Source organism: Gallibacterium sp. ZY190522, from assembly GCF_054166015.1.
Genome location: NZ_CM135118.1, coordinates 804,913 through 827,293, shown reverse-complemented (window position 1 = coordinate 827,293; position 22,381 = coordinate 804,913). Strand labels below are relative to the sequence as shown.

Here is a 22,381-nt window from a genome sequence, read left to right as displayed (position 1 = left end):
GCTTTTAAATCTAATGACTAAGAATATGCTTATTTTAACACGGAAACTCACTGTTCCCGTTTGAAATTTTTAAATAATTTTCCTAATTTTGTGCTGCAATTTTTGCAATGAGTTCCGCTACAAAATCCAAACGTTGTTGACTGTCATCAAAATTTTTCACAAATTTAAATTTGTGAGGACCATCAAAACGATAAACTTTCGGTGCTTGTTGAATTAGTTTTAAGAAAACCATTGGGTCAAGCTGAGTATTAGCACTGAACTCAATAAAACCGCCTGTTGCCATCGTTTCTATTTTTTGAATACCCAACGGTTTTGCCTGTAAGCGCAATGATGCAATTTCAAATAAATTTTTAGTCGCATTCGGTAATAAGCCAAAACGGTCTATCAATTCCACTTTAAGCTCGGAAAGTTCTTCTTCTGTTTTCGCACCGGCAATTCTTTTGTAGAAGGATAAACGCAAATTCACATCACCGAGATAATCTTCGGGTAATAATGCCGGAATGCGTAGATCAATCTCAACCTGAGACTGTGTTAATTCATCTAATGACGGCTCTTTACCCTGTTTTAGAGCTTGCATCGCATTTTCCAGCATCTCCATATACAGTGAAAAACCGATAGTTTCAATCTGTCCACTCTGTTCATCTCCCAATAATTCTCCAGCTCCCCGAATCTCCAGATCGTGAGTTGCCAGAACAAAACCAGCACCTAAATTATCTAAACTACTCAAAGCTTCCAACCGTTTTTGTGCATCTTTCGTCATCAATTTTGCCGGCGGAGCCAATAAATAAGCATACGCTTGATGATGCGAACGCCCAACACGTCCACGTAACTGATGTAGTTGCGCCAATCCGAAATGATCGGCACGTTCAATGATAATGGTATTGGCACTTGGAATATCGATACCCGTTTCAATAATGGTAGTACAAACTAAAACATTAAAGCGTTGATGATAAAAATCTGTCATTACTCGTTCTAGTTCACGCTCTCTCATTTGCCCGTGTCCAATACCTATTCTCGCTTCAGGAACCAATTCTGCCAGTTTTTCCGCACAATTTTGAATAGTAGCAACATCATTATGCAGATAATAGACCTGTCCACCGCGTAAAATTTCACGCAAAATGGCTTCACGCACAACGCGATTATCTTGTTCTCTGACAAAGGTTTTAATTACCAAACGGCGTGCCGGTGGTGTTGAAATAATCGATAAATCGCGAATACCGTTCATCGCCATATTTAAAGTACGTGGAATCGGTGTTGCCGTCAGCGTCAAAATATCAATATTACTGCGGAGCTGTTTAATTTTTTCTTTTTGTCTGACACCGAATCTATGCTCCTCATCAATAATCAGCAATCCTAAATCGTGGAAATTAACATCACCCTGTAACAATTTATGCGTGCCAATTAAAATATCAATTTTTCCTTCTTTAACAAGAGTTAATACATTTTTTTGCTCTTTTGATGTCTTAAAACGTGATAAAACTTCCACATTTACCGGTAAATTAGCAAAACGATCACGAAAATTATCATAATGTTGTTGCGCCAATAAAGTGGTTGGTACCAACACTGCTACCTGTTTATGATTCATTACTGCTAAAAAAGCAGCTCGCATCGCCACTTCCGTTTTTCCGAAGCCAACATCCCCACAAACCAGACGATCCATCGGTTTTGCTTGGCACATATCACTAATCACGGCATTAATTGCCATCTGCTGATCATATGTTTCCTCAAAAGGAAACGTATCAGCAAATTGCCGAAACTCTTCACGATCATATTTAAAAGCAAATCCCGGTTGAGATTCACGTTTCGCATACACATCTAACAGCTCCGCTGCCACATCACGCACTTTTTCTGCTGCTTTTTGACGAGATCTTGCCCACGCATCACTACCCAATTTATGCAAAGGCGCATTTTCTTCCCCACCACCAACATAACGGCTGATTAAATGCAACGAAGAAACCGGCACATATAATTTTGCTTCATCGGCATAACGCAAAACTAAATATTCCGCTACCATTCCACCGGCATCTAATGTAGTCAAACCATCATAACGACCAACGCCATGCTCCAAATGCACTACAGGTTGTCCTATTTTTAACTCTGCCAAATTACGAATCAATGCATCGGGATTAACATTTTTTTGTTGCTGACGATGACGAGTCTGAACTTTCTCTCCTAAAAGATCCGTTTCACAAATAAAAGCAAATTTCTGCTCTGCTATAAAACCACGATCCATTGCCCCAATCATTAAATTAAAACGCTGCTGCGGCAGTTGTTCCAATGATGTGATTGAAGTCGGCTTGATCTTCAATGGTTTTAACAAAGAGAGTAACGTTTCTCGCCGTCCTTCACTCTCTACCGAAAAGATGATCGGTTGCTCAAATTGCTCAATGAAATGTCTTAGCTGTTTTAGCGGTTCTTTTTGCTGGGAATGGACTGTTAATTCCGGCAATGCTTTAATTGCCAAATTTTGATTGCTCGCTTTTTCTGCTAAACACTGCTCTGACAAGGTTAAACGTGGATAATCTTTTAAATATTGATTGACATATTCCATTTTTAGCCACAATTCATTCGGCGCTAATAACGGACGCATCGGATCAACTTTTTGGCTTTCATAGCGTAATTGCGCATCACTGAAGAACACTTCTCCGCTATGTTGAATTTTTTCATCGGTAATAAACAGTGTATTGATTGGAATATAATCAAAGAAAGTTGCCATCTGCTCAAAAAAGAGCGGCTGCCAATATTCAATTCCAGCAAATAACGTTCCTTTACTGATTTGTTGATAAATATGTTCCGGATCGCGACGAATTTCACCGAATTTTTCACGAAAATTAGTACGGAAAAACTCAATTCCTTTTTCATCAATAGGAAATTCGTGTGCCGGTAACAGATCAATCTGTGGAATTTCAGCTATTGTACGTTGTGTATCAACATCAAAGGTGCGAATACTATCAATTTCGTCATCAAAAAAATCCAAGCGATAAGGTAAAGCACTTCCCATCGGATAAAGATCAAGCAGTGCACCACGCAAGGCAAATTCACCGTGTTCAAACACCTGATCAACAGCACGATAACCGGCTTTAATTAATTGCAATTTAAGTTGTTCCAGCCGGCAAGTTTGCCCTTTTTTGATTAAAAATACATTTTGTGCCAAATAACTCGGCGGACAAACACGTTGCATTAAGGTGCTGATCGGCAAAATGACCACGCCTTGTTGCTGTTGTTGCAACTGAAACAATGTGCTTAATCTGGTTGAGATAATCTCTTGATGTGGCGAAAAATTATCATACGGCAAGGTTTCCCAATCCGAGAAAATCTGTGCTGTCAGTGAAAACTGTTGCAACGCTTGTGCCAAATGATTAGCTTGTCGCATATCCGCCGTAACCACTACCACCAAACCTTGATACTGCGCGGCGACCTCTGTAATTGCCAATACCCGACTATCGGCAATCATATTACCTAAAATCTTGTGATCTTTTGCTTTTTTCGGAATATTGATATCAAAAATCTGCATAATTACTCTTGATTAAAAGTGATACGCCAACAATTATGAATTTGCGGATTACGCTGGAAATCCAACGGCAACGTTTTTTCTGAAATATTTTCTGCCTTTAGCCCCAGAGCGACCAAGCCGTCAAAATCCATCTTAAAGCCACGTTTATTATTGGAAAAAATAATTGTGCCCTGTTTGCGCAATAATTTACTCAATTTCGCCAACAACATTAAGTGATCCCGTTGCACATCCCAACTGTTTTCCATTCGTTTTGAATTGGAAAATGTTGGCGGGTCGACAAAAATTAAATCATACTGCCCTGTCGCTTTTTCTAGCCATTGCAAACAATCCGCCTGAATCAATTTGTGCTGTCGGCCTTTGATCTCATTCAAAATAAAATTTTGTTCTGCCCAATTCAGATAAGTATTTGACATATCAACAGTTGTACTAGATTTAGCTCCACCTAAAATAGCGTGTACTGAACAAGAACCAGTATAAGCAAATAAATTCAAGAAATCTTTTCCTTTTGCCATTTCGCCAACCATCTTGCGTGTTAAACGATGATCTAAAAACAGCCCTGTATCCAGATAATCAGTTAAATTCACCCACAATTTAGCACCATATTCCTGCACAAAGAAATAATCGCCTTTATTGGCTAATTTTTCATATTGATTGCTGCCTTTTTGCTTTTGACGCACTTTCAACACCAAATGGTCGGTTGCCACGCCGGTTACAGTCAAAGTTGCCGTTACCGCATCCAACAATCGCTGGCGAGCTTTTTGCGGATCAATATTCTTCGGCGCTGCATACTCTTGAATTACAATATAATCCGCATAACGATCTACCGCTAAATTGTATTCCGGTAAATCCGCATCATATAAACGATAAGCATCCAAACCCTGTTGCTGCGCCCACTTTTCGATTTTCTTGATATTTTTGCTTAAACGATTGCTGAAATCCGGCGCAACATTTGCAGCTTGATTCACTTCCAGTGTAGAACGCTGTTCGTGATCACGATCAAGATGAGAAATCAGATAATTTTTTTGCACACAATCCAATGGACCGTTTTTCGCTTTGAACTGACGCGATGAGCGCAAACGTAAACAGTCTAATAAACTGACTTCACCACTAAAAATAGACGCTTTCCAACCGGAAAAATGCTGTTTTAAACGCTGTCCGAACAGAGAATAGAGCGCAATTAGGGTCGGCGTTGTCCCCAAACGCTCACCATACGGAGGATTACAAATAACCGTACCGACTTCTGTGGTCGGTGCCACTAAATCCGCAACATCCGCTACTTGAAAATCAATAAATTCCGCAACACCGGCATTTTCAGCATTCTGTTTTGCTTTCAGCAATACTTTTTGATCACAATCACGCCCGAAAAAGCTCAATTTAGATTGCGAACGCCCTTGCTCCGCTTGTGCTAACGCCTGCTCTTTTACTCGTTGCCATACGTGTATCTGATGTTTTTTCCAATGATTAAAGCCCCAATGTAAACGATTGAGCTGTGGTGCAATTTGAGCTGCCATCTGCGCGGCTTCAATTAACAATGTGCCTGAACCGCACATTGGATCAAGTAGCGGCGTACCGATCTGCCAACCGGAACGAATAACAATGGCTGCCGCCAATGTTTCTCTTAACGGCGCAGCACCGCTATCACTACGATAACCTCGCAAATGTAACGCCTCACCGCTTAAAGCAAGAGAAACCGTCAACTGTTCACGATTTAAATAAGCGTGAATACGAATATCCGGATAATCTTTATCCACTTGTGGTCGCGGTTCACCTTGACGGGTAAAGTAATCGACAATGCCATCTTTGATACGCATTGCCCCATATTGTGTATGTCGAATCGCCTGATTAGTGCCATTAAAATCGACGACAAAACTGTCTTGTGCCGAAAAATGTTGTTGCCACGCAAAACTAACGGTAGCCGCATATAAATCGGCATCATCATAAATTTTTGCGGTAAATAATGGATATAAAATTCGAGAACTTAATCGACTCCACAACAATGTGCGATAAAGCGTTTCATCATCCGCCTGATAATGTACGCCACCTTGTGCAATTTTACACTGCGCTGCACCAAGTTGTTCCAACTCATTTTTTAATAATTCTTCAAAACCACGAGCTGTGGTAGCAAATAGCTGATTCATTATTTTTATTTCTATATTTAATTTCTATTTAATGGGGGAGATCTTTAGTTGAGATTATAACAAACTAATCAATTTTCTTTTGTAGCAATTTTTCAATCACTCTTGAAACGGCAAAAAAACCGAATGTGGCGGTAATCATTGTTGCCGCTCCAAAGCCGTTACTACAATTCATCGTAGCTGACGCACTACATTCCGTACCGACTTGTGGGAAAATAAGTGGTTGAGTAGAAAAAACACAATCAATACCGAATTTTCGCTGAGGATTGTCCGTAAATCCATACTGTTTACGCAATAAATAACGCACTTTTGCGGCTAGCGGATCTTGAATAGTGCGGCTTAAATCCTTAATTTGAATTTGACTCGGATCAGTCTGACCACCTGCACCGCCAGTAGTTATCACTTTAATTTTCTGGCGTTTACAATAAGCTAACAACGCCGCTTTAACTTTAACACTGTCAATTGCATCAATCACATAATCATAATTATGATTTAAATATCGGTCGATATTCTCTTCCGTTAAAAAATCATCAATAATTTCTACCTCAATTTGCGGATTAATCAATAATGCACGTAATTTCATCACTTCCGTTTTTAGCTGACCAACCGTTTCAGTCAAAGCGTGAATTTGACGATTAATGTTAGTCACGCAAATATCATCCATATCTATCAACGTCAATTTACCGATTCCAGAACGAACTAATGCTTCCACAGCCCAAGAACCAACACCACCAATCCCGACTACACAAATATGTGCCTGACGTAATCGCTGTAACGCCTGCTCACCATATAATCTGCCAATGCCGCCGAATCGCTGTTCAAAATTATCTACTCTTGCCATTAATTCAATACCCAAACTCGTCCATAATGTTTTAATAATCCGGCAATATGTCCTGCTCTATCACCTATACCTTGATAAAGGTCAAAATGTTGTCCTTTCACCGCTCCACCGACATCCAATGCCACCATTAATCGCAATTGATGTTTTCCAATCCAATTTCCATCGTTATCAATTTCTGGCATTTCCACTAATAATACGCTGCCTGAAGGAATTAAGCTACGATCTGAAGCAACAGAAGCTAACGGCACTAGTGGAATACCGGCAGAACCTTTAACTTTGCCATTCGGCACATTCTTGAAAAAAACATAAGAGAGATTTCGCTCTAACAATCCTTGCAAACGATTTGGATTGCGTGCTGCCCAATCTTTAATTGCCTGTACCGACATTTTTTCTTTCGGGATTTCGCCATCTTCAACTAACAGACGACCGACACTGGTATAAGGGAAACCATTTTGCCCGGCATAAGCAAAATAGTTAAGGTTATTTTCACCGAAATCAATATAACCACTGCCTTGAACACCTAACAAAAAGTTATCTAGCATAGAATCGCTATAAGCCAGCTCCAAGCCTTTCCCTTTTAACGCACCAGCATAAATTTGCGACCGAGAAAAACGTTTATATTTTGGCATTGCATAAATTGGGTGCTGATATTTACCTTGTGGTGAACGACGAGCGTGAATAACTGGTGAATAATACCCTGTCATCAACACGTTTTGATAACCGTCCTGCCCTGCCATTTTTTGAATGCCAATACCAAACTGATTAAGTTGCGACACATCCGCACCGGCTAACACCCAATTTGTTACCTTCTCATAAGTAGATTGATATTTTGCACTCAATCGAGGCGATGTACTGGAGATAATGCTTAATTGCGTTAGGAAATCGCCTTGATTAACTACTGCACTTTGATTTTCCACTATCCCAACTGGAGTTAATGGCATTCGCATAAAGGTCCGCCCTTTATAAACTGCACCTAACTGCTCATAAGATGTTCTATTATTACTTCCAGAAGCGCTATGTTGTTGTGAAGATGAACAACCAACCAAAATTAAAGATACCATAGCAGTTACAGTCAATTTCTTTATATTTTTTATCATTTTTGTTATAACCTTTCTCAAAAATAGATCAACTATATAGATAGAAAAACTCCTTAGTAGCTAAACCACTGAGGAGTTTGACAAAATGGGAACGCAGAAACTTAATCCACAATCCTATTCATTATAAATTTCTAAATTACTTGCTTCACTTTCCTGACGTTTTTTGCTGCTATCACTACGCATTTGTGCAATTTTATCTAAATATTCCTGTGTAATATCGCCAGTGATATATTCACCGGTAAACACTGAAGCATCAAAACTTTCAATCGCCGGATTTTCTTGACGAACAGACTCTTCTAATGCTGAGAGATCCTGATAAATCAATTTATCAACACCGATCAATTTTGCAATTTCATCAACAGTACGTCCGTAAGCAATCAATTCGTGTGAAGTCGGCATATCAATACCGTAAACATTTGGATAACGAATTTCCGGCGCTGCCGAAGCAAAATAAACTTTATTCGCTCCTGCTGCTCTTGCCATTTCCACAATTTGTTCAGAAGTCGTACCGCGCACGATAGAGTCATCCACCAATAACACATTTTTTCCTTTAAATTCAGAAGAAATAGTATTCAATTTACGTTTTACCGAATTACGGCGCTGTGTTTGTCCCGGCATAATAAAAGTACGACCAACATAACGGTTTTTCACAAAGCCTTGACGATACGGTTTATTCAACACATTAGCAATTCGCAACGCAATATCATTAGAGGTTTCTGGTACAGGAATAATCACATCAATATCCGCCAAAATATCACTCCATTCGGTAGCAATTTTACGTCCGAGATATTCCCCCATATGCACTCGAGCTGCATAAACAGAAACGCCATCAATATAAGAATCAGGACGAGCAAAATAGACGAACTCAAAAATACAAGGTGATAATTTTGCATTGTCTGCACACTGTTTTGAATAAAGTTTGCCATCAAATGTTACATAAATCGCTTCACCCGGATTAACATCACGCACAAATTCAAACCCTACCGCATCCAGAGCCACCGTTTCGGATGCAAACATATATTCTGTTTTTCCCTGATCTTCACGCTTACCTAAAACCAAAGGTCGAATACCGAATGGATCTCGGAAAGCGATCATTCCGTGACCAATCACCATCGCGACGCAAGCATAACCGCCACGAATATCTTTGTGTGTACGTTGAATGGCATAGAAAATATCATCTTCATCTAAATCGTGTTTATTAATTTGTTCAAGATGATAAGCCAAAATATTGAGTAATAATTCTGAATCGGAATTGGTATTAACGTGTCGGCGAGCAAGACGGAATAATTTTTCTTTCAATTCATCAGAATTGGTTAAATTACCGTTATGCACCAAGGTCAATCCATAAGGTGAATTAACATAAAAAGGCTGCGCTTCTGAAACACTGGAGCTGCCGGCGGTCGGATAACGAACGTGCCCCAAACCGGCACAGCCTTGCAAACGCAACATATGTTTTTGTTGAATTACATCACTGACCAAGCCGTTTGCTTTACGCAAGCGAAAACGATTTTCCTCATCTACGGTTACAATTCCCGCTGCATCCTGACCACGATGTTGTAATACGATTAACGCATCATAAATTGATTGATTAACGGTTGAATGCCCAAGAATTCCCACGATGCCGCACATTATTTTTTCCTCTATTCTATGATGAAGTAAGTTAGTTATTTTCAATCCACAGAACAACGATAAACATTGTGCTATGAACTGCTCTGACTTGGAAAAGCAAAGCCTCTCCCAAGTAAAACCGTTATACCGCCGTGAACGGTAGGCTTTCAGTCACGAACGAAATTTTAATGAAACTTGAGTGAAGCTGTAACTGGTGGAAAAACCAATCAACCACAAATCCGAAATGTGGAATTAATTTTGAGGCTTTCCACCATTCACTCTGACTGAAATTCGTAAAGGTATCCAAAAAGAACAGCATTGCTGCAATAATCAATACCCCTCGTAATAAGCCGAAACACGCACCCAGAACGCGATCCGTGCCACTTAATCCTGTCTTTTCAACCAGTTTTGAAATAATGTAATTGATTAAACTACAAACAATTAAGGTAACAATAAAAAGAATAACAATTGCCGTACCATTGCGTAGATATTCTGATTCTATTTGCTGGAAAAACGCGGCTAAATAAGGATAAAAATGACTGGAGATAAAAAAGGCTATCAACCAACTGGCTAAAGATAAAACTTCTCGAACAAATCCACGAAATAAGCTAATAATTATCGAAAAAGAAATAATACCAATAATAATATAATCGATCATTGTAAACTCTCTGTGGCGCAAAACGGCGTATATTCTACAAAAAAAGAACACGTTTGCGTAGTGCTAATTATGGGAATTCCTCAACTTTCTCCAAATTGATCGCTTTTATCATTTTTACCGCATTAAAAATAGCCGGCAGATGAAATTTTACACTTAGAATCAGCGATCAATTTTTGCTGTTTACACTTGCGGTAAGTGATCGGTGCCGTTCATTTGCACTAATTGAAACGATTGTTGCTCTGCTAATTGTTGATAATTAAAAATACTGATACTGCAATTTGCCAAACTCACACTCACGCCTTCTTTGCGGTGATCCTGCCAACGATGCCCAGCCAATAACGCCAACAATAATCGTAATGTATGTCCGTGAGAAACAATCAAAATATTACCTTGTTGATGCACTTGAATAATATCCTGAATCGCTTTATATGATCGTTCAGCCAATTTTGCAAACGGCTCACCTTGATTATACTGCTCAATATTTTGATCATACGCTTTCGGATATTTGACTAAATTTTGGAATGCTTGCGAAGCACGAATTTCATCAATTTGAATACCTTCCCATTTTCCAAAAAACTGTTCATTTAATCCTTGATGTTGAAACAATGGAATTGGTCGCGTTCCTATCACGTAACGCGCGGTGTCAATGGTTCGTTGTAAACAACTAGAATAAGCCGCCACAAAAGGTACCTGTTCTAATGCCTTGCCAGCAGCCAATGCCCCAGCAACACCTGCTTCCGTTAATGCCGAATTGCCCTGCCCTTGAAGTAACCCCTCTTCATTCCATTCTGTACGTCCGTGACGTAAAAAGTAGAAAGTCAGATTTTTTTGCATTGTTTTCCCTATTTAAATTTAAAATAGCAAGCATAACCATTTTTTATGCCTTGCAGATAAAAAATTGCCCTCATCATTTAGAGGGCAAAATAAAATTAAGCTTGTTCACTTTCAGCGTGTTTAGCCGCTGTTTCCTTTAATAGCGATTGTAATTCGCCTTTTTGGAACATTTCCAACATAATATCGCAACCGCCGATTAATTCACCTTCTACCCAAAGTTGTGGGAAAGTTGGCCAATTTGCATATTTTGGTAGCTCAGCACGAATATCAGGATGTTGCAAAATATCAACATAGCCGAAAGGCACTTGGCAATTCATCAACACCTCCACCGCTCTCGCAGAAAATCCGCAAGATGGGAATTTTGGTGAACCTTTCATATAGATAAGAATAGGATTTTCACTAATTTGTTGTTTAATTCTTTCAATAGTTTCCATTATTTGACCTCAATTAAAATGGGATAAAAAGTGACGGGATTGTAACATAAGCATCACTATAAACCAATCTCACCCATATTGGTTACCAACTGCCGCCGGCACCACCGCCACCAAAGCTACCGCCACCGAAACCGCCCCCGCTGCTTCCGCCGCCGAAACCACCGCCATTATGATGATCAAACGGATCGCCGCCGATATAAATATTCCCCGGTCGATAATGACGGGAACGAGGGCTGACATAAGTTTTACGTTTATGACGTTCACTTAAAAAGACCACTAAAAAGAAAAATGCCACCATCAACAAAGGAATATAATCGTGGCGTTCCGGCTCTTGCAGCTGTTCAGGTTTAAACTCGCCCTGACTTGCCGCCATAATATAATTTAACCCTTGTGTAATACCGGTAGCATAGCAATTTTCGCGGAAAGCCGGTGTGATCACCTGTCTGATCACTTTGCCTAAGAAAGCATCCGGCAGCGCACCTTCCAAACCTTGTCCAGTCGCAATAAAAATTTTGCGGTCATTTTTAGCAATCAGCATCAATACGCCATTATTAAGCTGTTTTCTCCCGATTCCCCAACGATCACCAAGCGTAAACGCATAATCAGCAATCTCAACACCACCGGTTGACGGAATCATCACCACCGCAATTTGCGAACTGGTTTTCTGACTATAACTAATCAACTGCTGTTCTATTGTTTGCTGCTGTTTTTCTGTCAAAGTATGGGTGTAATCATTCAAATACCGAAATGGTTGCGGCGGTGGCGGATAACTCGCAGCAAAGGCAAATTTAATGAAAAATAGACAACAGAACAGACAAAAAGCATATTTTTTCATTTCATCACCACTTCATTCGGTAATTCATTTTTATCATCTTCTTGATAAGGGAAATGTTGCGCCAAGCGCTGACCAATCATTGCTATCGCATTAACAATGCCTTGGGTATATTGTTTCTGTTTTGCCTGCTCGACAATCAGATCACAAGCGCGCTGCCAGAAATCCGCCTCAACATATTGATCTATTCCCTGATCTCCCACAATCGCACACTGCTTCGATTGCAACGCAAGATAAATCAACACCCCATTACGTAATGCTGTTTTTTCCATTTCCAACTGCTGAAATAGAAATGTTGCCTGCTGCAATGCACTCCGACCTGCATCCGATTTTTTTCGTTCAACATAAACGCGTAATTCTGCCGATGTTTTCTTTTCCAAATCGGCAATCGCCTGTTCGATCACCGATTTTTGAATAGGTTGGCTAAATAATGACATCACTGTTCCTAATTAATTAAAATTGACTACAGGTGCTTTTTCTGCACCGACATCTGCTTTGAAATAAGGTTTTTCATTAAAACCGAATAACATTGCCACCAATTTTGTTGGGAATGTACGAATTTTTTTATTGTAAGTTTTTGCCGCTTCATTGAAGTTATTACGCGCAACATTAATCCGATTCTCAGTGCCTTCCAATTGGGTTTGCAATGTTAAAAAGCCTTCATTAGCTTTTAATTGCGGATAATTTTCAACTGTTGCCAATAAACGTGATAACGCTGAACCGACTTGATTTTGTTGCGCTTGGAATTGCGCTAACTGTTCTTCTGTCATATTGGCAGGATCAATTTTTATCTGTGTTGCTTTAGCGCGCGCTTCTACCACACCTGTCAACGTTTCTTTCTCAAAATTTGCCTGACCTTTTACCGTATTCACTAAATTCGGGATTAAATCGGCACGACGTTGATATTGTGATTCTACATTCGCCCATACAGAATCAATATCCTCTTCCGCTTGTACCAATCCGTTGTAACTTCCCATTACGGTAAAGCCAAGCACAATCGCAACTAAAATAACAATTAAGGTACTTTTTTTCATAATTTCCTCATTAAATGGATAAATAATTCGACTCATCATAACCAAATAAGTCACAACAACAGCAACTAATCATAGATTTTGTGAGCCATATCACAAATTTCTTGCTAATTATAAAACAAGATTAGAGTAAAATACTAAACCTCATTATCGTAAAAAACGTCAAGGAGAGAGCAATGAGAACATTAAAATTGGGTATTTTGGCTATTGCTACAACATTGGCATTATCTGCTTGTAGCACCCAACAAAATACGGAACAACAAGCAGCTCAACGTTTAGTTGATCAAACCACTTTTGCAGTCAACTGGGTACAACAATCCGGAGAATATCAAGCATTAGCATACCAAGCCTTTAATATTGCAAAAATCAGCTTTGATAAAGCCAAAGTTCATAAAGGTAAGAAAAAAGCGGTAGTTTCCGATTTGGATGAAACCTTAATCGATAACAGTGCTCACGCCGCTTGGCAGGCAAAAAATTTACAGCCTTACAGCAGTAAAGTGTGGACAAAATGGGTAAATGCTCGCCAAAGTGCTGCCGTTCCTGGTGCAGTGGAATTCGCTAATTATGTGAACAGTCACGGCGGTACAATGTTCTATGTATCAAACCGTAAAGACAGTAATGAAAAAGTAGCTACCATTGATGATATGAAACGCCTCGGTTTCACTGGTGTCAATGATAAAACCCTATTATTGAAAAAAGATAAATCAGCTAAATCAGCACGTTTTGCCGAAATCGAAAAAATGGGCTATGAAATCGTTATGTATGTCGGTGACAACCTTAATGACTACGGTGATGCAACTTATCACAAACCGAATGCGGAACGCCGTCAATTTGTTGCCGAAAATGAAAGCAAATTCGGTAAACAGTATATTGTATTACCGAACCCGAATTACGGTGACTGGGAGAGCGGTTTAGCCCCTGACTATTTCAAAAAATCTGCTTCTGAAAAGCTCAAAATTCGTGATGCAGCATTAAAAGCGTGGGATGGTAAATAATTTTTCTAATACGAAAAGGGCATCTTATAAAATGCCCTTTTGTTTATGTTTTTATACTATGTGTTAATTTAAATAAGTAAATACTTTTACCACTTTTCTGACTCCATTCACTTGACGAGCGACATCAACCGCAGCGGCAGCTTGAGACTGAGTCACTTTACCAATTAAATAGACGACACCATTTTCAGTTACTACTTTTACATCCGTTGCTTTTACATTGCCGTTTACGAATAATTTTGATTTTACTTCTGTAGTTATCCACGTATCCTTGCTTGCCTGCATAAAGCTAACCTTTTCACCGATCTGGATTTCATCATAAACATCAGCAATATCTTTAACGCCACGCGCAAGATTAACGGCGACCTCTTTAAGATCGGCACCCGGCGCTTCGCCGACCAATAACGCACGACCATTATAAACAATCACACTAATATGTGCCTGTTCATTTAATTGTTTATCTTTACGCAATGCATCCGCAACTCGCAGTTCTAGTGTTTGGTCATCAATTTGCGTACCGGTGGTGCGAGGATCCATCGCCACTTTGGTTGCCAATGCTCCACCACCAACAACAGCAGCAGTTACACAACCTTGTAACAAAGTCACTACACTGACCATTGCTGTTACTTTAACCAAATGTTTCCATTGAAGATTACGCATTATTGCCTCCTTTTTGCATTAATGAGAAAAGAGTGAAAAATCAATTAATTCACATAACGTATTAATAATAAACAGATGTTGCTCAAGAATTCGCACCTCTTTTTGTACCGGAACAGCGATATTAATATCATTTTCATCCAGCAAACCATTGAGATGATCGTTTTTATCCCCGGTTAACGCAACCACTAAAATATCTTTATCTTTGGCACAACGGATTAATGAGAGAGAAACTTCCTCAGTATCCGGCGTTAAAATTACAAAGACATCGCCACTGCTTACTACAGCACTAAACTGCTTTTGATAAGCTTCAGACACACTGTTATCACTGATTAAAGCAGCTCCGACAGCACCATCCAATCCAAGCAGTATTGCGGGGAAACTAGGGCGAGCCAATAGATATCGATTAATCAGATTCGCTACTAATAATTGTGCATTAGAAGTAGAACGACCATATCCAAACACCACAATTTTATTACCACGTAATAAACATTGTGTTAATTCGTTAGTCGTCTTCGCCAATATCTCCGGAATCACAGCGGCGGTGGCGATATGTCCTTTAATGCTCTCTTCATATAGCGCTTTTATTCGATCCAACATAATATCAGCCATTTATTTCTATAAAATTTTGTAACCACGTAATTTGATAAGCAACCCCATCAAAAGCGATTAAATCAAATCGACAACTTACCGTTTCCAAACTTTGTTGTCGTAATCCTAACCATAAATTTGCAGCTTTCAATAATTTTTGTTGCTTTGACCAGGAAACACTTTCTACCGCAGAACCGAATTTTGCTCTTTTCCGTTGTCTGACCTCAACAAAAACCAGTGTTTTTCCGTCTTGCATAATCAGATCAATTTCTCCACATTTAAAAGTCTGATTAGCAGCAATAAATTTTAAGCCTTTTTGTTCTAAAAAACGGCGAGCTTGTTGCTCAAACTCGCCGCCTTGCTGTCTTGGTTTGAATAATGACATTTTCAATTAATGAATGGTTTTTATATTGCCGTTATCATATTGCATCCAGGTCATTGTTCTCTCAATATTACAACCTTCACCGGCACTTAATACGCCAGTTAGACCATTAATGCTATAACCCGGAATCTGACGAAGTTCAGCAAATTTATTGATTAACATCCACGCATCTGCTCCCATCGCATATAAACGAAGTAATGAATAATCGCCATTCGCAATTTTAAGTGCCTGTTGATAGCTGGCAGAATTTAAATCACTTAATAACGGAATATCACTAAATTTCACGCCATTCATTGTTAAACGATAATCCGGTCCATTGTTAGCGGAATTGCTACGTGAAGTGGCATAAATTGCAATACCGTGTGCATCAGAATTATCCAATGCGGTTTTAATCTCCTGCAATTGTTGATTATCTGCCACCACATAAATTGCATTTACTTTGCCATTCATTGTTGCATTTTTTAGATTCGCTAAAATATCATCAACTAAAGTATAGTAATAAGTATTCACGTCCGTACCTGCAAAGCTTTGCCATTTAGCATTAAAAGCAGAAGCACTACGTTGTCCTAAATCGTTCTGTGGTGCAAACACCAAAGGATTGACTTCGCCATCATTCCACATTTTAACAGCAGCAGCTTGTGCTTCATCTTCTGGCGATAGTCCATAATAACAAACACCTTGTATCGGACGCATACTTGGTGCAGTATTCAATGTTAATACACTCAACCCTTGTATCGCATTTCCATTTAATAATGCATCCACATTATCTTTTAATAACGGGCCGACAACCGCTTGCGCACCTTCCTGTTTTGCCTGATTAACCAAGTCTGTAACATTAGTTCCTGCCATTGTGTCATAGGTTTTCACGATAATCTGTGAGTTACCGCGAGCATCGTTAAATCCCTGTAAAATTGTTTTACCAATTAATTCACCGTTACCGCTTAACGGTAATAACACGGCGATTTGTTGAATATTTAAATTCTCAAAATTGACCACACCACGTAAATCAGTCGGTAATAAATAAGCTGCTGAATGGTTGGCATAAGTGGTTTTCCAATTCTGAATCGCAAAACGCATTTGATCGGGCTGTGCAATGTGATCGTTATATACTTTTGCCAAATCAATCCACCCTTTTAACGCCACATCATTATCATCCACAATTAAACTGTTTAACGTATTTTTATCCAAATTACGCAATAACCCCCAGATCACATCATTATTTTGTTGTTTACGTTGCATATCGGTAATAAAACGATCCATTTGTACGTGTGCATTAATTGCCCCAACCGCATCGTGACTATTTTCAGCAGTTTGTGCTAACACCGCATAATAACGCACTTTTTGTGAATTGCTGAGGCTATCTAACTTAATAGTATTCAACAAGGTTGTTGCCGCACTGTTATCACGCTGCATTGCCAATAAAGTTGCTTTCAAAAGCGAAGCGTCCAACTGTTGTGCATCGTCTAAATCAGTCAAAGATGATAACAAACTAGAGGCTTGCGCCACTTTATTTTCATTTAGTAATGCACGAATCGCTAACAATTGATAATTTACTTTTTCATCCTGATCCTGACTACTATTTGCTTTATCCAAGTAAAAATCGGAGCTGGCATAGGCTTCATTTTGTAACATCGTATTATTTGAACCAATAAGACTGCTACATCCTGCTACACTGATCATTACGAAAAAACTCAGTAAAAGATTTTTAAAATTCATTCGTTGTAATAGAATGTTCAACATATATATACCTATGATAATTTAAACTATCATTATAAAAACAAGACCACTCGACCTTTTGTCGAGTACAAATAAATCTTACTTATCTCTTAGTTTAAAAGCAATAAAAGACTTAATTTATGAGCAATTTATACGGAACTTTATATATTGTCGCTACGCCAATCGGCAATTTAAGCGATATTAGCCAACGTGCGTTGGACACTTTCAACCAAGTTGATCTTATTGCGGCAGAAGATACTCGCCATAGTGGTTTATTATTAAATCATTACGGCATTAAAAAACCACTTTTTGCTTTACACGATCATAACGAACAACAAAAATTGGAAATCTTAATTGATAAATTACAACAAGGTTCTAATATTGCCTTAGTTTCCGATGCCGGCACACCGCTTATTAGCGATCCTGGTTTTCATTTAGTCAGAGCCTGTCATCAGGCAAACATTCGTGTTGTACCTATCCCGGGTTGTTGCGCTGCAATTACTGCACTTTCCATTGCCGGCATTGCCTCCAACCGCTTCTGTTTTGAAGGCTTTTTGCCTGCAAAAAGCAAAGCACGCCTTGATCGCCTTGCCGAATTAAAAACGGAAACGCGTACACTGATTTTTTATGAATCAACGCACCGTATTTTAGAAAGTTTGCAAGATATGCAAACCGTTTTCGGCGCAGATCGCTATTTAGTGATTGCCAGAGAATTAACCAAAACGTGGGAAACGGTTTACGGCAATCAACTTGCAGAAATGATCGCGTGGTTAAAAGAGGATGCTAATCGTTGTAAAGGTGAAATTGTATTGGTGGTTGAAGGCGCAGTTGAAAATAATGAAGAACAATTTAACCCTCAAGCATTATTAAGCCTGAAATTAATCAATCAACAATTACCTTTAAAAAAGGCGGCAGCGATTGTTGCTGAAGTTTATGGCTACAAGAAGAATGCACTTTATCAATATGGCTTGCAACATTTTATGCAGCAAAATTAAAACTATAACAAAGGAATGACTATGCATCACTATTATCTTGAAATGCAAGAACATTTTTTATACGTTCCCTATTATGACCATATGCGTCGCGTGCGCGTTTTATTGCCGAAAAACTACTATAAAAATCAATGGCAACACTACCCTGTTCTCTATATGCACGATGGGCAAAACGTGTTTTACAGCAAAGAGTCCTATTCCGGTTACTCTTGGAAAGTGATTCCTACTTTGAAAAAACATCGCGAATTTCCTCAGCTGATCGTCGTTGGCATTGATAATGCCGGCGAACGGCGTTTGGACGAATATGGGCCTTGGCGTACTGATGTCGGCAATAGCGAAGAAGCCAGAAATGCCGGCGGAATGGGAATGGAATATGGTAAATGGGTGGTGGAAACTGTTAAGCCGTTTATTGACCAAAGTTATCGCACTAAACCGGAAGCACAATATACCTTGTTGGCAGGCAGCTCAATGGGCGGCATTATTACTGCTTATATGGGGGCAGCTTATCCGGATGTTTTTGGGCATCTTGGTGTCTTTTCTCTTGCGTCTTGGTTCAGTGAATCCGATTTTTTGGATTTTCTGCATTACCATCCGTTCAATCGCAACGGCAAAGTGTTTATTCAGGTCGGTACTAACGAAGGCGACGACGCCGATGCTGAATATATTTCCAATATGAATCAAGCCTATATTGATTGTACACTACGTTATTATCAAGCACTATTGCGCACGGGACATCCAATTGATCAAATTCGACTTCGCATTATGGCAAATGAAATTCATCACGAATATTATTGGGCAAATCATTTTGCAGAATTCTTACACTTTTCACTACTGGAATAGCATTTTTTTCAATTTGCTCATTTAGTTTGCAATAAATCGTTAGGATCACACGATAAATCCGATATAATGTGCGCCATTTTTTAACTATATAATTTAAATATAAATATTAAAAATTGAGGTGATTATGACTCCTGTCATTGCCCTGGTTGGGCGTCCAAATGTGGGAAAATCCACATTATTCAACCGATTAACTCGTAGTCGTGATGCACTTGTCGCTAATTTCCCGGGATTAACTCGTGACCGAAAATATGGTCAAGGTCAATTAAATGGAACAGAATTTATTGTTATTGACACTGGAGGTATTGACGGTTCGGAGCAAGGCATTGAAGAAAAAATGGCGGAACAATCATTATTGGCAATTGATGAAGCCGATATTGTTCTTTTTTTGGTCGATGCTCGTGCCGGCTTAACTGCTGCAGATATTGGTATCGCACAATATCTTCGCCGTCGTGAAAAAACCACAGTAGTAGTAGCAAATAAAATTGACGGTATTGATGCCGATTCACATATTGGTGAATTTTATCAATTAGGTCTAGGAGAAATTGTTCCTATCGCTGCATCACAAGGTAGAGGGGTAACACAATTAATCCAAGATGTTCTTACCCCTTATCAAGAAGATAATAATGAAGCCAAAACAGAGAACGAGGAAGATTTTGATTTTGCTTTTTCCGATACTGATTTTTCTGATTTTAAAGCTACTTCAATCAATGATGAAATTATAGATGACAGAGAAGAAGACGAAGATTTAGAAGATAATGCTGAAACAGAACAAAAATCGATTAAAATTGCAATTGTCGGTCGCCCGAATGTTGGTAAATCCACTTTAACTAACCGTATATTAGGAGAGGATCGTGTCGTAGTTTACGATATGCCAGGAACAACACGCGACAGCATATATATTCCAATGGAGCGGGACGGTCAGCAATATACCATTATTGACACCGCAGGTGTGCGTAAACGTGGTAAAGTCACCCTCACCGTAGAAAAATTTTCGGTCATTAAAACGTTGCAGGCAATTCAGGATGCTAATGTGGTATTACTTACCATTGATGCGCGTGAAGGTATTTCCGATCAAGATTTATCACTATTAGGCTTTATTCTAAATGCTGGTCGAGCTTTAGTCATTGTTGTTAATAAATGGGACGGATTAAGTCAAGAAATCAAAGATAACATTAAATCCGAATTAGATCGCCGTTTAGATTTTATTGATTTCGCTCGTGTTCATTTTATTTCTGCACTACACGGCAGTGGTGTTGGTAATCTTTTTGAATCTATCAACGAAGCTTATCAATCCGCAACTAAACGTTATTCAACATCGCTATTGACACGGATTTTGCAAATGGCAACCACAGAACACCAACCGCCAATGATTGCTGGACGCAGAATTAAATTGAAATATGCACACCCAGGTGGACATAATCCTCCAATTATTGTAGTACACGGTAACCAAATTGATAAATTACCGGATTCCTATAAACGTTATTTATCCAATTATTACCGCCGTAGTTTGCAAATTATCGGCTCTCCGATCAGAATGTTATTCCAAGATGGAGATAACCCATATGCTGGTAAACGTAACACATTAACACCGAACCAATTACGCAAGCGCAGACGTTTAATGAAATTTATTAAGAAATCAAAACGATAGTAGATCAAGGCTTCTCTCAAGGAAGCCTTTTTAATTTAGATTAATACTGTTTTGGCTTATCTAAAATTTAACAGTAAAAAGGCAATTGTATTTATCACAAGAAGAGAAAAAATGAAAAATGAGTTAGCCGGTAAGCCGAGTTCTGTCGTGGACAATCATTCATCTAGACGACTATTTGCATAGCCGCTCAAGCAACCTACCCGAACTCTGAGCGGGCCACCCATTGAGTTCCTATTTGGTCTTGCTACGAGTGGAGTTTACCATGCCGTGAACTGTTACCACTCACGCGGTGCGCTCTTACCACACCCTTTCACCCTTACCTGATCTCTAACGAGCCATCGGCGGTCTGCTCTCTGCTGCACTGGTCGTAGGCTCGCGCCTCCCGGACGTTATCCGGCACTCTGCCCTATGTAGCTCGGACTTTCCTCTCGTCTACTTGTCCCCTAGGTCGTTTTCACGGTTGAGGGCTTCAATAAACCAGCGATTGTCTGGCTAACTCGGACGCGAAGTATAGCGGATTTTTGCTTTGGAATATAGTAAAAGTTTAAATTTGTGTTTTTATTCGCTTTTTTCTCCCTAACCGATTAAAATATTTGGCAATTTTTATTGCGTAATTGGAGAAATTATGGATTATTTGCAAATTGCTAAAGATACGTTAGCAATCGAACATCAGGCTCTTATTCGATTACAACAACAACTTCCTGAAAATTTTCAACAAATTGTCGAATTGATTTTGTACTGCCAAGGGCGTCTTGTGATTGGTGGCATTGGAAAATCCGGGCTTGTCGGCAAAAAAATGGTCGCTACCTTTGCTTCAACCGGTACCCCAAGTTTCTTTCTACATCCAACAGAAGCATTCCATGGCGATTTAGGTATGCTAAAACCGATTGATGTAGTGTTACTAATCTCCTATAGCGGTGAAACCGATGATGTAAATAAATTAATTCCGAGTTTGAAAAACTTTGGCAATAAAATCATAGCGATGACCGGTAATTTACAATCCACTTTAGCAAAACATGCTGATTATGTATTAGATATCAGTGTTGAACGTGAAGCTTGTCCTAATAATTTAGCACCAACCACTTCTGTGTTGGTGACAATGGCATTAGGTGACGCTTTAGCAGTTTCATTAATCAAAGCTCGTAATTTCCAAGCGAAAGATTTTGCCAAATTTCATCCTGGAGGTAGTTTAGGTCGTCGTTTACTCTGCAAGGTTCGTGATAAAATGCAAACTACTCTTCCTATTGTTCGTGCCGATACTATCTTCCTTGACTGTTTAACTGTAATGAATGAAGGACGAATGGGAGTTGCGTTAATTATGCAAGATAAAAAGTTACAGGGTATTATTACTGATGGCGACATCCGCCGAGCAATGAGCCGCTATGGAGAGGCTGTATTACAAAAACAGGCTCAAGATTTTATGACTGCAACCCCAAAAACTATCAATCAAAACAGTTATTTAGGTCAAGCAGAAGATTTTATGCGTCAAAATAAAATCCATTCACTTGTGGTAGTCGATGATCAACAGCAGGTTGTCGGCTTATATGAATTTTCAAGCTAAGGAGGATCTATGTCAACA

The 22,381-nt window shown here is 39.2% G+C and carries 20 protein-coding genes and 1 other RNA gene; 5 read left to right on the top strand and 16 right to left on the bottom strand.

Annotated features, from left to right (window positions below; genetic code table 11):
- Positions 1-82: 82 nt before the first annotated feature.
- The 11 genes from mfd to ACXPAV_RS04140 all read right to left on the bottom strand — a co-directional run bounded on the left by mfd (position 83) and on the right by ACXPAV_RS04140 (position 12,987).
- Positions 83-3,514 (bottom strand): transcription-repair coupling factor, encoded by a 3,432-nt coding sequence (gene mfd, locus ACXPAV_RS04190; RefSeq protein ID WP_458004152.1) that lies wholly within the window; start codon positions 3,512-3,514, stop codon positions 83-85.
- 2 nt (positions 3,515-3,516) lie between these two features.
- Positions 3,517-5,652 carry a bifunctional 23S rRNA (guanine(2069)-N(7))-methyltransferase RlmK/23S rRNA (guanine(2445)-N(2))-methyltransferase RlmL gene (gene rlmKL, locus ACXPAV_RS04185; protein WP_458004151.1) on the bottom strand — a complete coding sequence of 712 codons (2,136 nt, stop codon included), beginning with the start codon at positions 5,650-5,652 and terminating at the stop codon, positions 3,517-3,519.
- A 64-nt stretch (positions 5,653-5,716) separates the two neighbouring features.
- Entirely contained in the window at positions 5,717-6,490 is a 774-nt protein-coding gene (gene tcdA / locus ACXPAV_RS04180; RefSeq protein WP_458004150.1) for a tRNA cyclic N6-threonylcarbamoyladenosine(37) synthase TcdA, read from the bottom strand.
- Positions 6,490-7,587: a murein transglycosylase A gene (mltA, locus tag ACXPAV_RS04175; RefSeq protein WP_458004149.1), complete on the bottom strand. Its 1,098-nt coding sequence runs from the start codon at positions 7,585-7,587 to the stop codon at positions 6,490-6,492. Before mltA ends, tcdA begins: the two co-directional genes overlap by 1 nt.
- Before the next feature lie 114 nt (positions 7,588-7,701).
- Positions 7,702-9,216: an amidophosphoribosyltransferase gene (purF, locus tag ACXPAV_RS04170; RefSeq protein WP_458004148.1), complete on the bottom strand. Its 1,515-nt coding sequence runs from the start codon at positions 9,214-9,216 to the stop codon at positions 7,702-7,704.
- A gap of 121 nt (positions 9,217-9,337) precedes the next feature.
- Positions 9,338-9,853 (bottom strand): CvpA family protein, encoded by a 516-nt coding sequence (locus ACXPAV_RS04165; RefSeq protein ID WP_416089529.1) that lies wholly within the window; start codon positions 9,851-9,853, stop codon positions 9,338-9,340.
- Positions 9,854-10,033: 180 nt separating this feature from the next.
- Positions 10,034-10,687 carry a histidine phosphatase family protein gene (locus tag ACXPAV_RS04160; protein ID WP_458004147.1) on the bottom strand — a complete coding sequence of 218 codons (654 nt, stop codon included), beginning with the start codon at positions 10,685-10,687 and terminating at the stop codon, positions 10,034-10,036.
- A gap of 95 nt (positions 10,688-10,782) precedes the next feature.
- The gene (gene grxD, locus ACXPAV_RS04155) at positions 10,783-11,121 is read right to left on the bottom strand and encodes a Grx4 family monothiol glutaredoxin (RefSeq protein WP_039136641.1); all 339 of its coding nucleotides are present in this window, start codon (positions 11,119-11,121) and stop codon (positions 10,783-10,785) included.
- Positions 11,122-11,203: 82 nt separating this feature from the next.
- Positions 11,204-11,956 carry a TPM domain-containing protein gene (locus tag ACXPAV_RS04150; RefSeq protein WP_458004146.1) on the bottom strand — a complete coding sequence of 251 codons (753 nt, stop codon included), beginning with the start codon at positions 11,954-11,956 and terminating at the stop codon, positions 11,204-11,206.
- Positions 11,953-12,390: a TPM domain-containing protein gene (locus tag ACXPAV_RS04145; RefSeq protein WP_458004145.1), complete on the bottom strand. Its 438-nt coding sequence runs from the start codon at positions 12,388-12,390 to the stop codon at positions 11,953-11,955. The genes ACXPAV_RS04150 and ACXPAV_RS04145 overlap by 4 nt, the downstream gene beginning before the upstream one ends.
- Positions 12,391-12,402: 12 nt before the next feature.
- On the bottom strand, positions 12,403-12,987 hold the full coding sequence (locus tag ACXPAV_RS04140; RefSeq protein ID WP_458004144.1) for a LemA family protein: 585 nt from the start codon (positions 12,985-12,987) through the stop codon (positions 12,403-12,405).
- A gap of 173 nt (positions 12,988-13,160) precedes the next feature.
- On the opposite strand from ACXPAV_RS04140, the gene ACXPAV_RS04135 reads away from it, so the two are divergent.
- The gene (locus tag ACXPAV_RS04135) at positions 13,161-13,979 is read left to right on the top strand and encodes a 5'-nucleotidase, lipoprotein e(P4) family (protein ID WP_065231473.1); all 819 of its coding nucleotides are present in this window, start codon (positions 13,161-13,163) and stop codon (positions 13,977-13,979) included.
- A gap of 63 nt (positions 13,980-14,042) precedes the next feature.
- Here ACXPAV_RS04135 and dolP read toward each other — a convergent pair whose 3' ends face one another.
- The 4 genes from dolP to ACXPAV_RS04115 are packed head-to-tail and all read right to left on the bottom strand — an operon-like array spanning position 14,043 to position 17,346.
- On the bottom strand, positions 14,043-14,636 hold the full coding sequence (gene dolP / locus ACXPAV_RS04130) for a division/outer membrane stress-associated lipid-binding lipoprotein (RefSeq protein ID WP_458004143.1): 594 nt from the start codon (positions 14,634-14,636) through the stop codon (positions 14,043-14,045).
- A gap of 18 nt (positions 14,637-14,654) precedes the next feature.
- Positions 14,655-15,233, bottom strand: coding sequence for a D-sedoheptulose-7-phosphate isomerase (locus ACXPAV_RS04125; protein WP_031204896.1), 579 nt, complete (start codon positions 15,231-15,233; stop codon positions 14,655-14,657).
- 4 nt (positions 15,234-15,237) lie between these two features.
- On the bottom strand, positions 15,238-15,609 hold the full coding sequence (locus ACXPAV_RS04120) for a YraN family protein (RefSeq protein WP_458004142.1): 372 nt from the start codon (positions 15,607-15,609) through the stop codon (positions 15,238-15,240).
- 6 nt (positions 15,610-15,615) lie between these two features.
- Entirely contained in the window at positions 15,616-17,346 is a 1,731-nt protein-coding gene (locus ACXPAV_RS04115) for a penicillin-binding protein activator (protein ID WP_458004141.1), read from the bottom strand.
- A gap of 116 nt (positions 17,347-17,462) precedes the next feature.
- Here ACXPAV_RS04115 and rsmI point away from each other — a divergent pair, with 116 nt between their 5' ends.
- The 3 genes from rsmI (at position 17,463) to der (ending at position 20,802) form a co-directional block, all read left to right on the top strand.
- Positions 17,463-18,317: a 16S rRNA (cytidine(1402)-2'-O)-methyltransferase gene (gene rsmI / locus ACXPAV_RS04110; protein WP_458004140.1), complete on the top strand. Its 855-nt coding sequence runs from the start codon at positions 17,463-17,465 to the stop codon at positions 18,315-18,317.
- 15 nt (positions 18,318-18,332) lie between these two features.
- Positions 18,333-19,154: an alpha/beta hydrolase gene (locus tag ACXPAV_RS04105; RefSeq protein ID WP_458004139.1), complete on the top strand. Its 822-nt coding sequence runs from the start codon at positions 18,333-18,335 to the stop codon at positions 19,152-19,154.
- Positions 19,155-19,275: 121 nt separating this feature from the next.
- Positions 19,276-20,802, top strand: coding sequence for a ribosome biogenesis GTPase Der (der, locus tag ACXPAV_RS04100; RefSeq protein WP_458004390.1), 1,527 nt, complete (start codon positions 19,276-19,278; stop codon positions 20,800-20,802).
- Positions 20,803-20,917: 115 nt separating this feature from the next.
- On the opposite strand, the gene rnpB is transcribed toward der, so the two are convergent.
- Positions 20,918-21,302, bottom strand: an RNA gene (gene rnpB, locus ACXPAV_RS04095) — RNase P RNA component class A.
- Positions 21,303-21,427: 125 nt separating this feature from the next.
- On the opposite strand from rnpB, the gene ACXPAV_RS04090 reads away from it, so the two are divergent.
- Positions 21,428-22,363 (top strand): KpsF/GutQ family sugar-phosphate isomerase, encoded by a 936-nt coding sequence (locus ACXPAV_RS04090; RefSeq protein WP_458004138.1) that lies wholly within the window; start codon positions 21,428-21,430, stop codon positions 22,361-22,363.
- Positions 22,364-22,381: the final 18 nt, after the last annotated feature.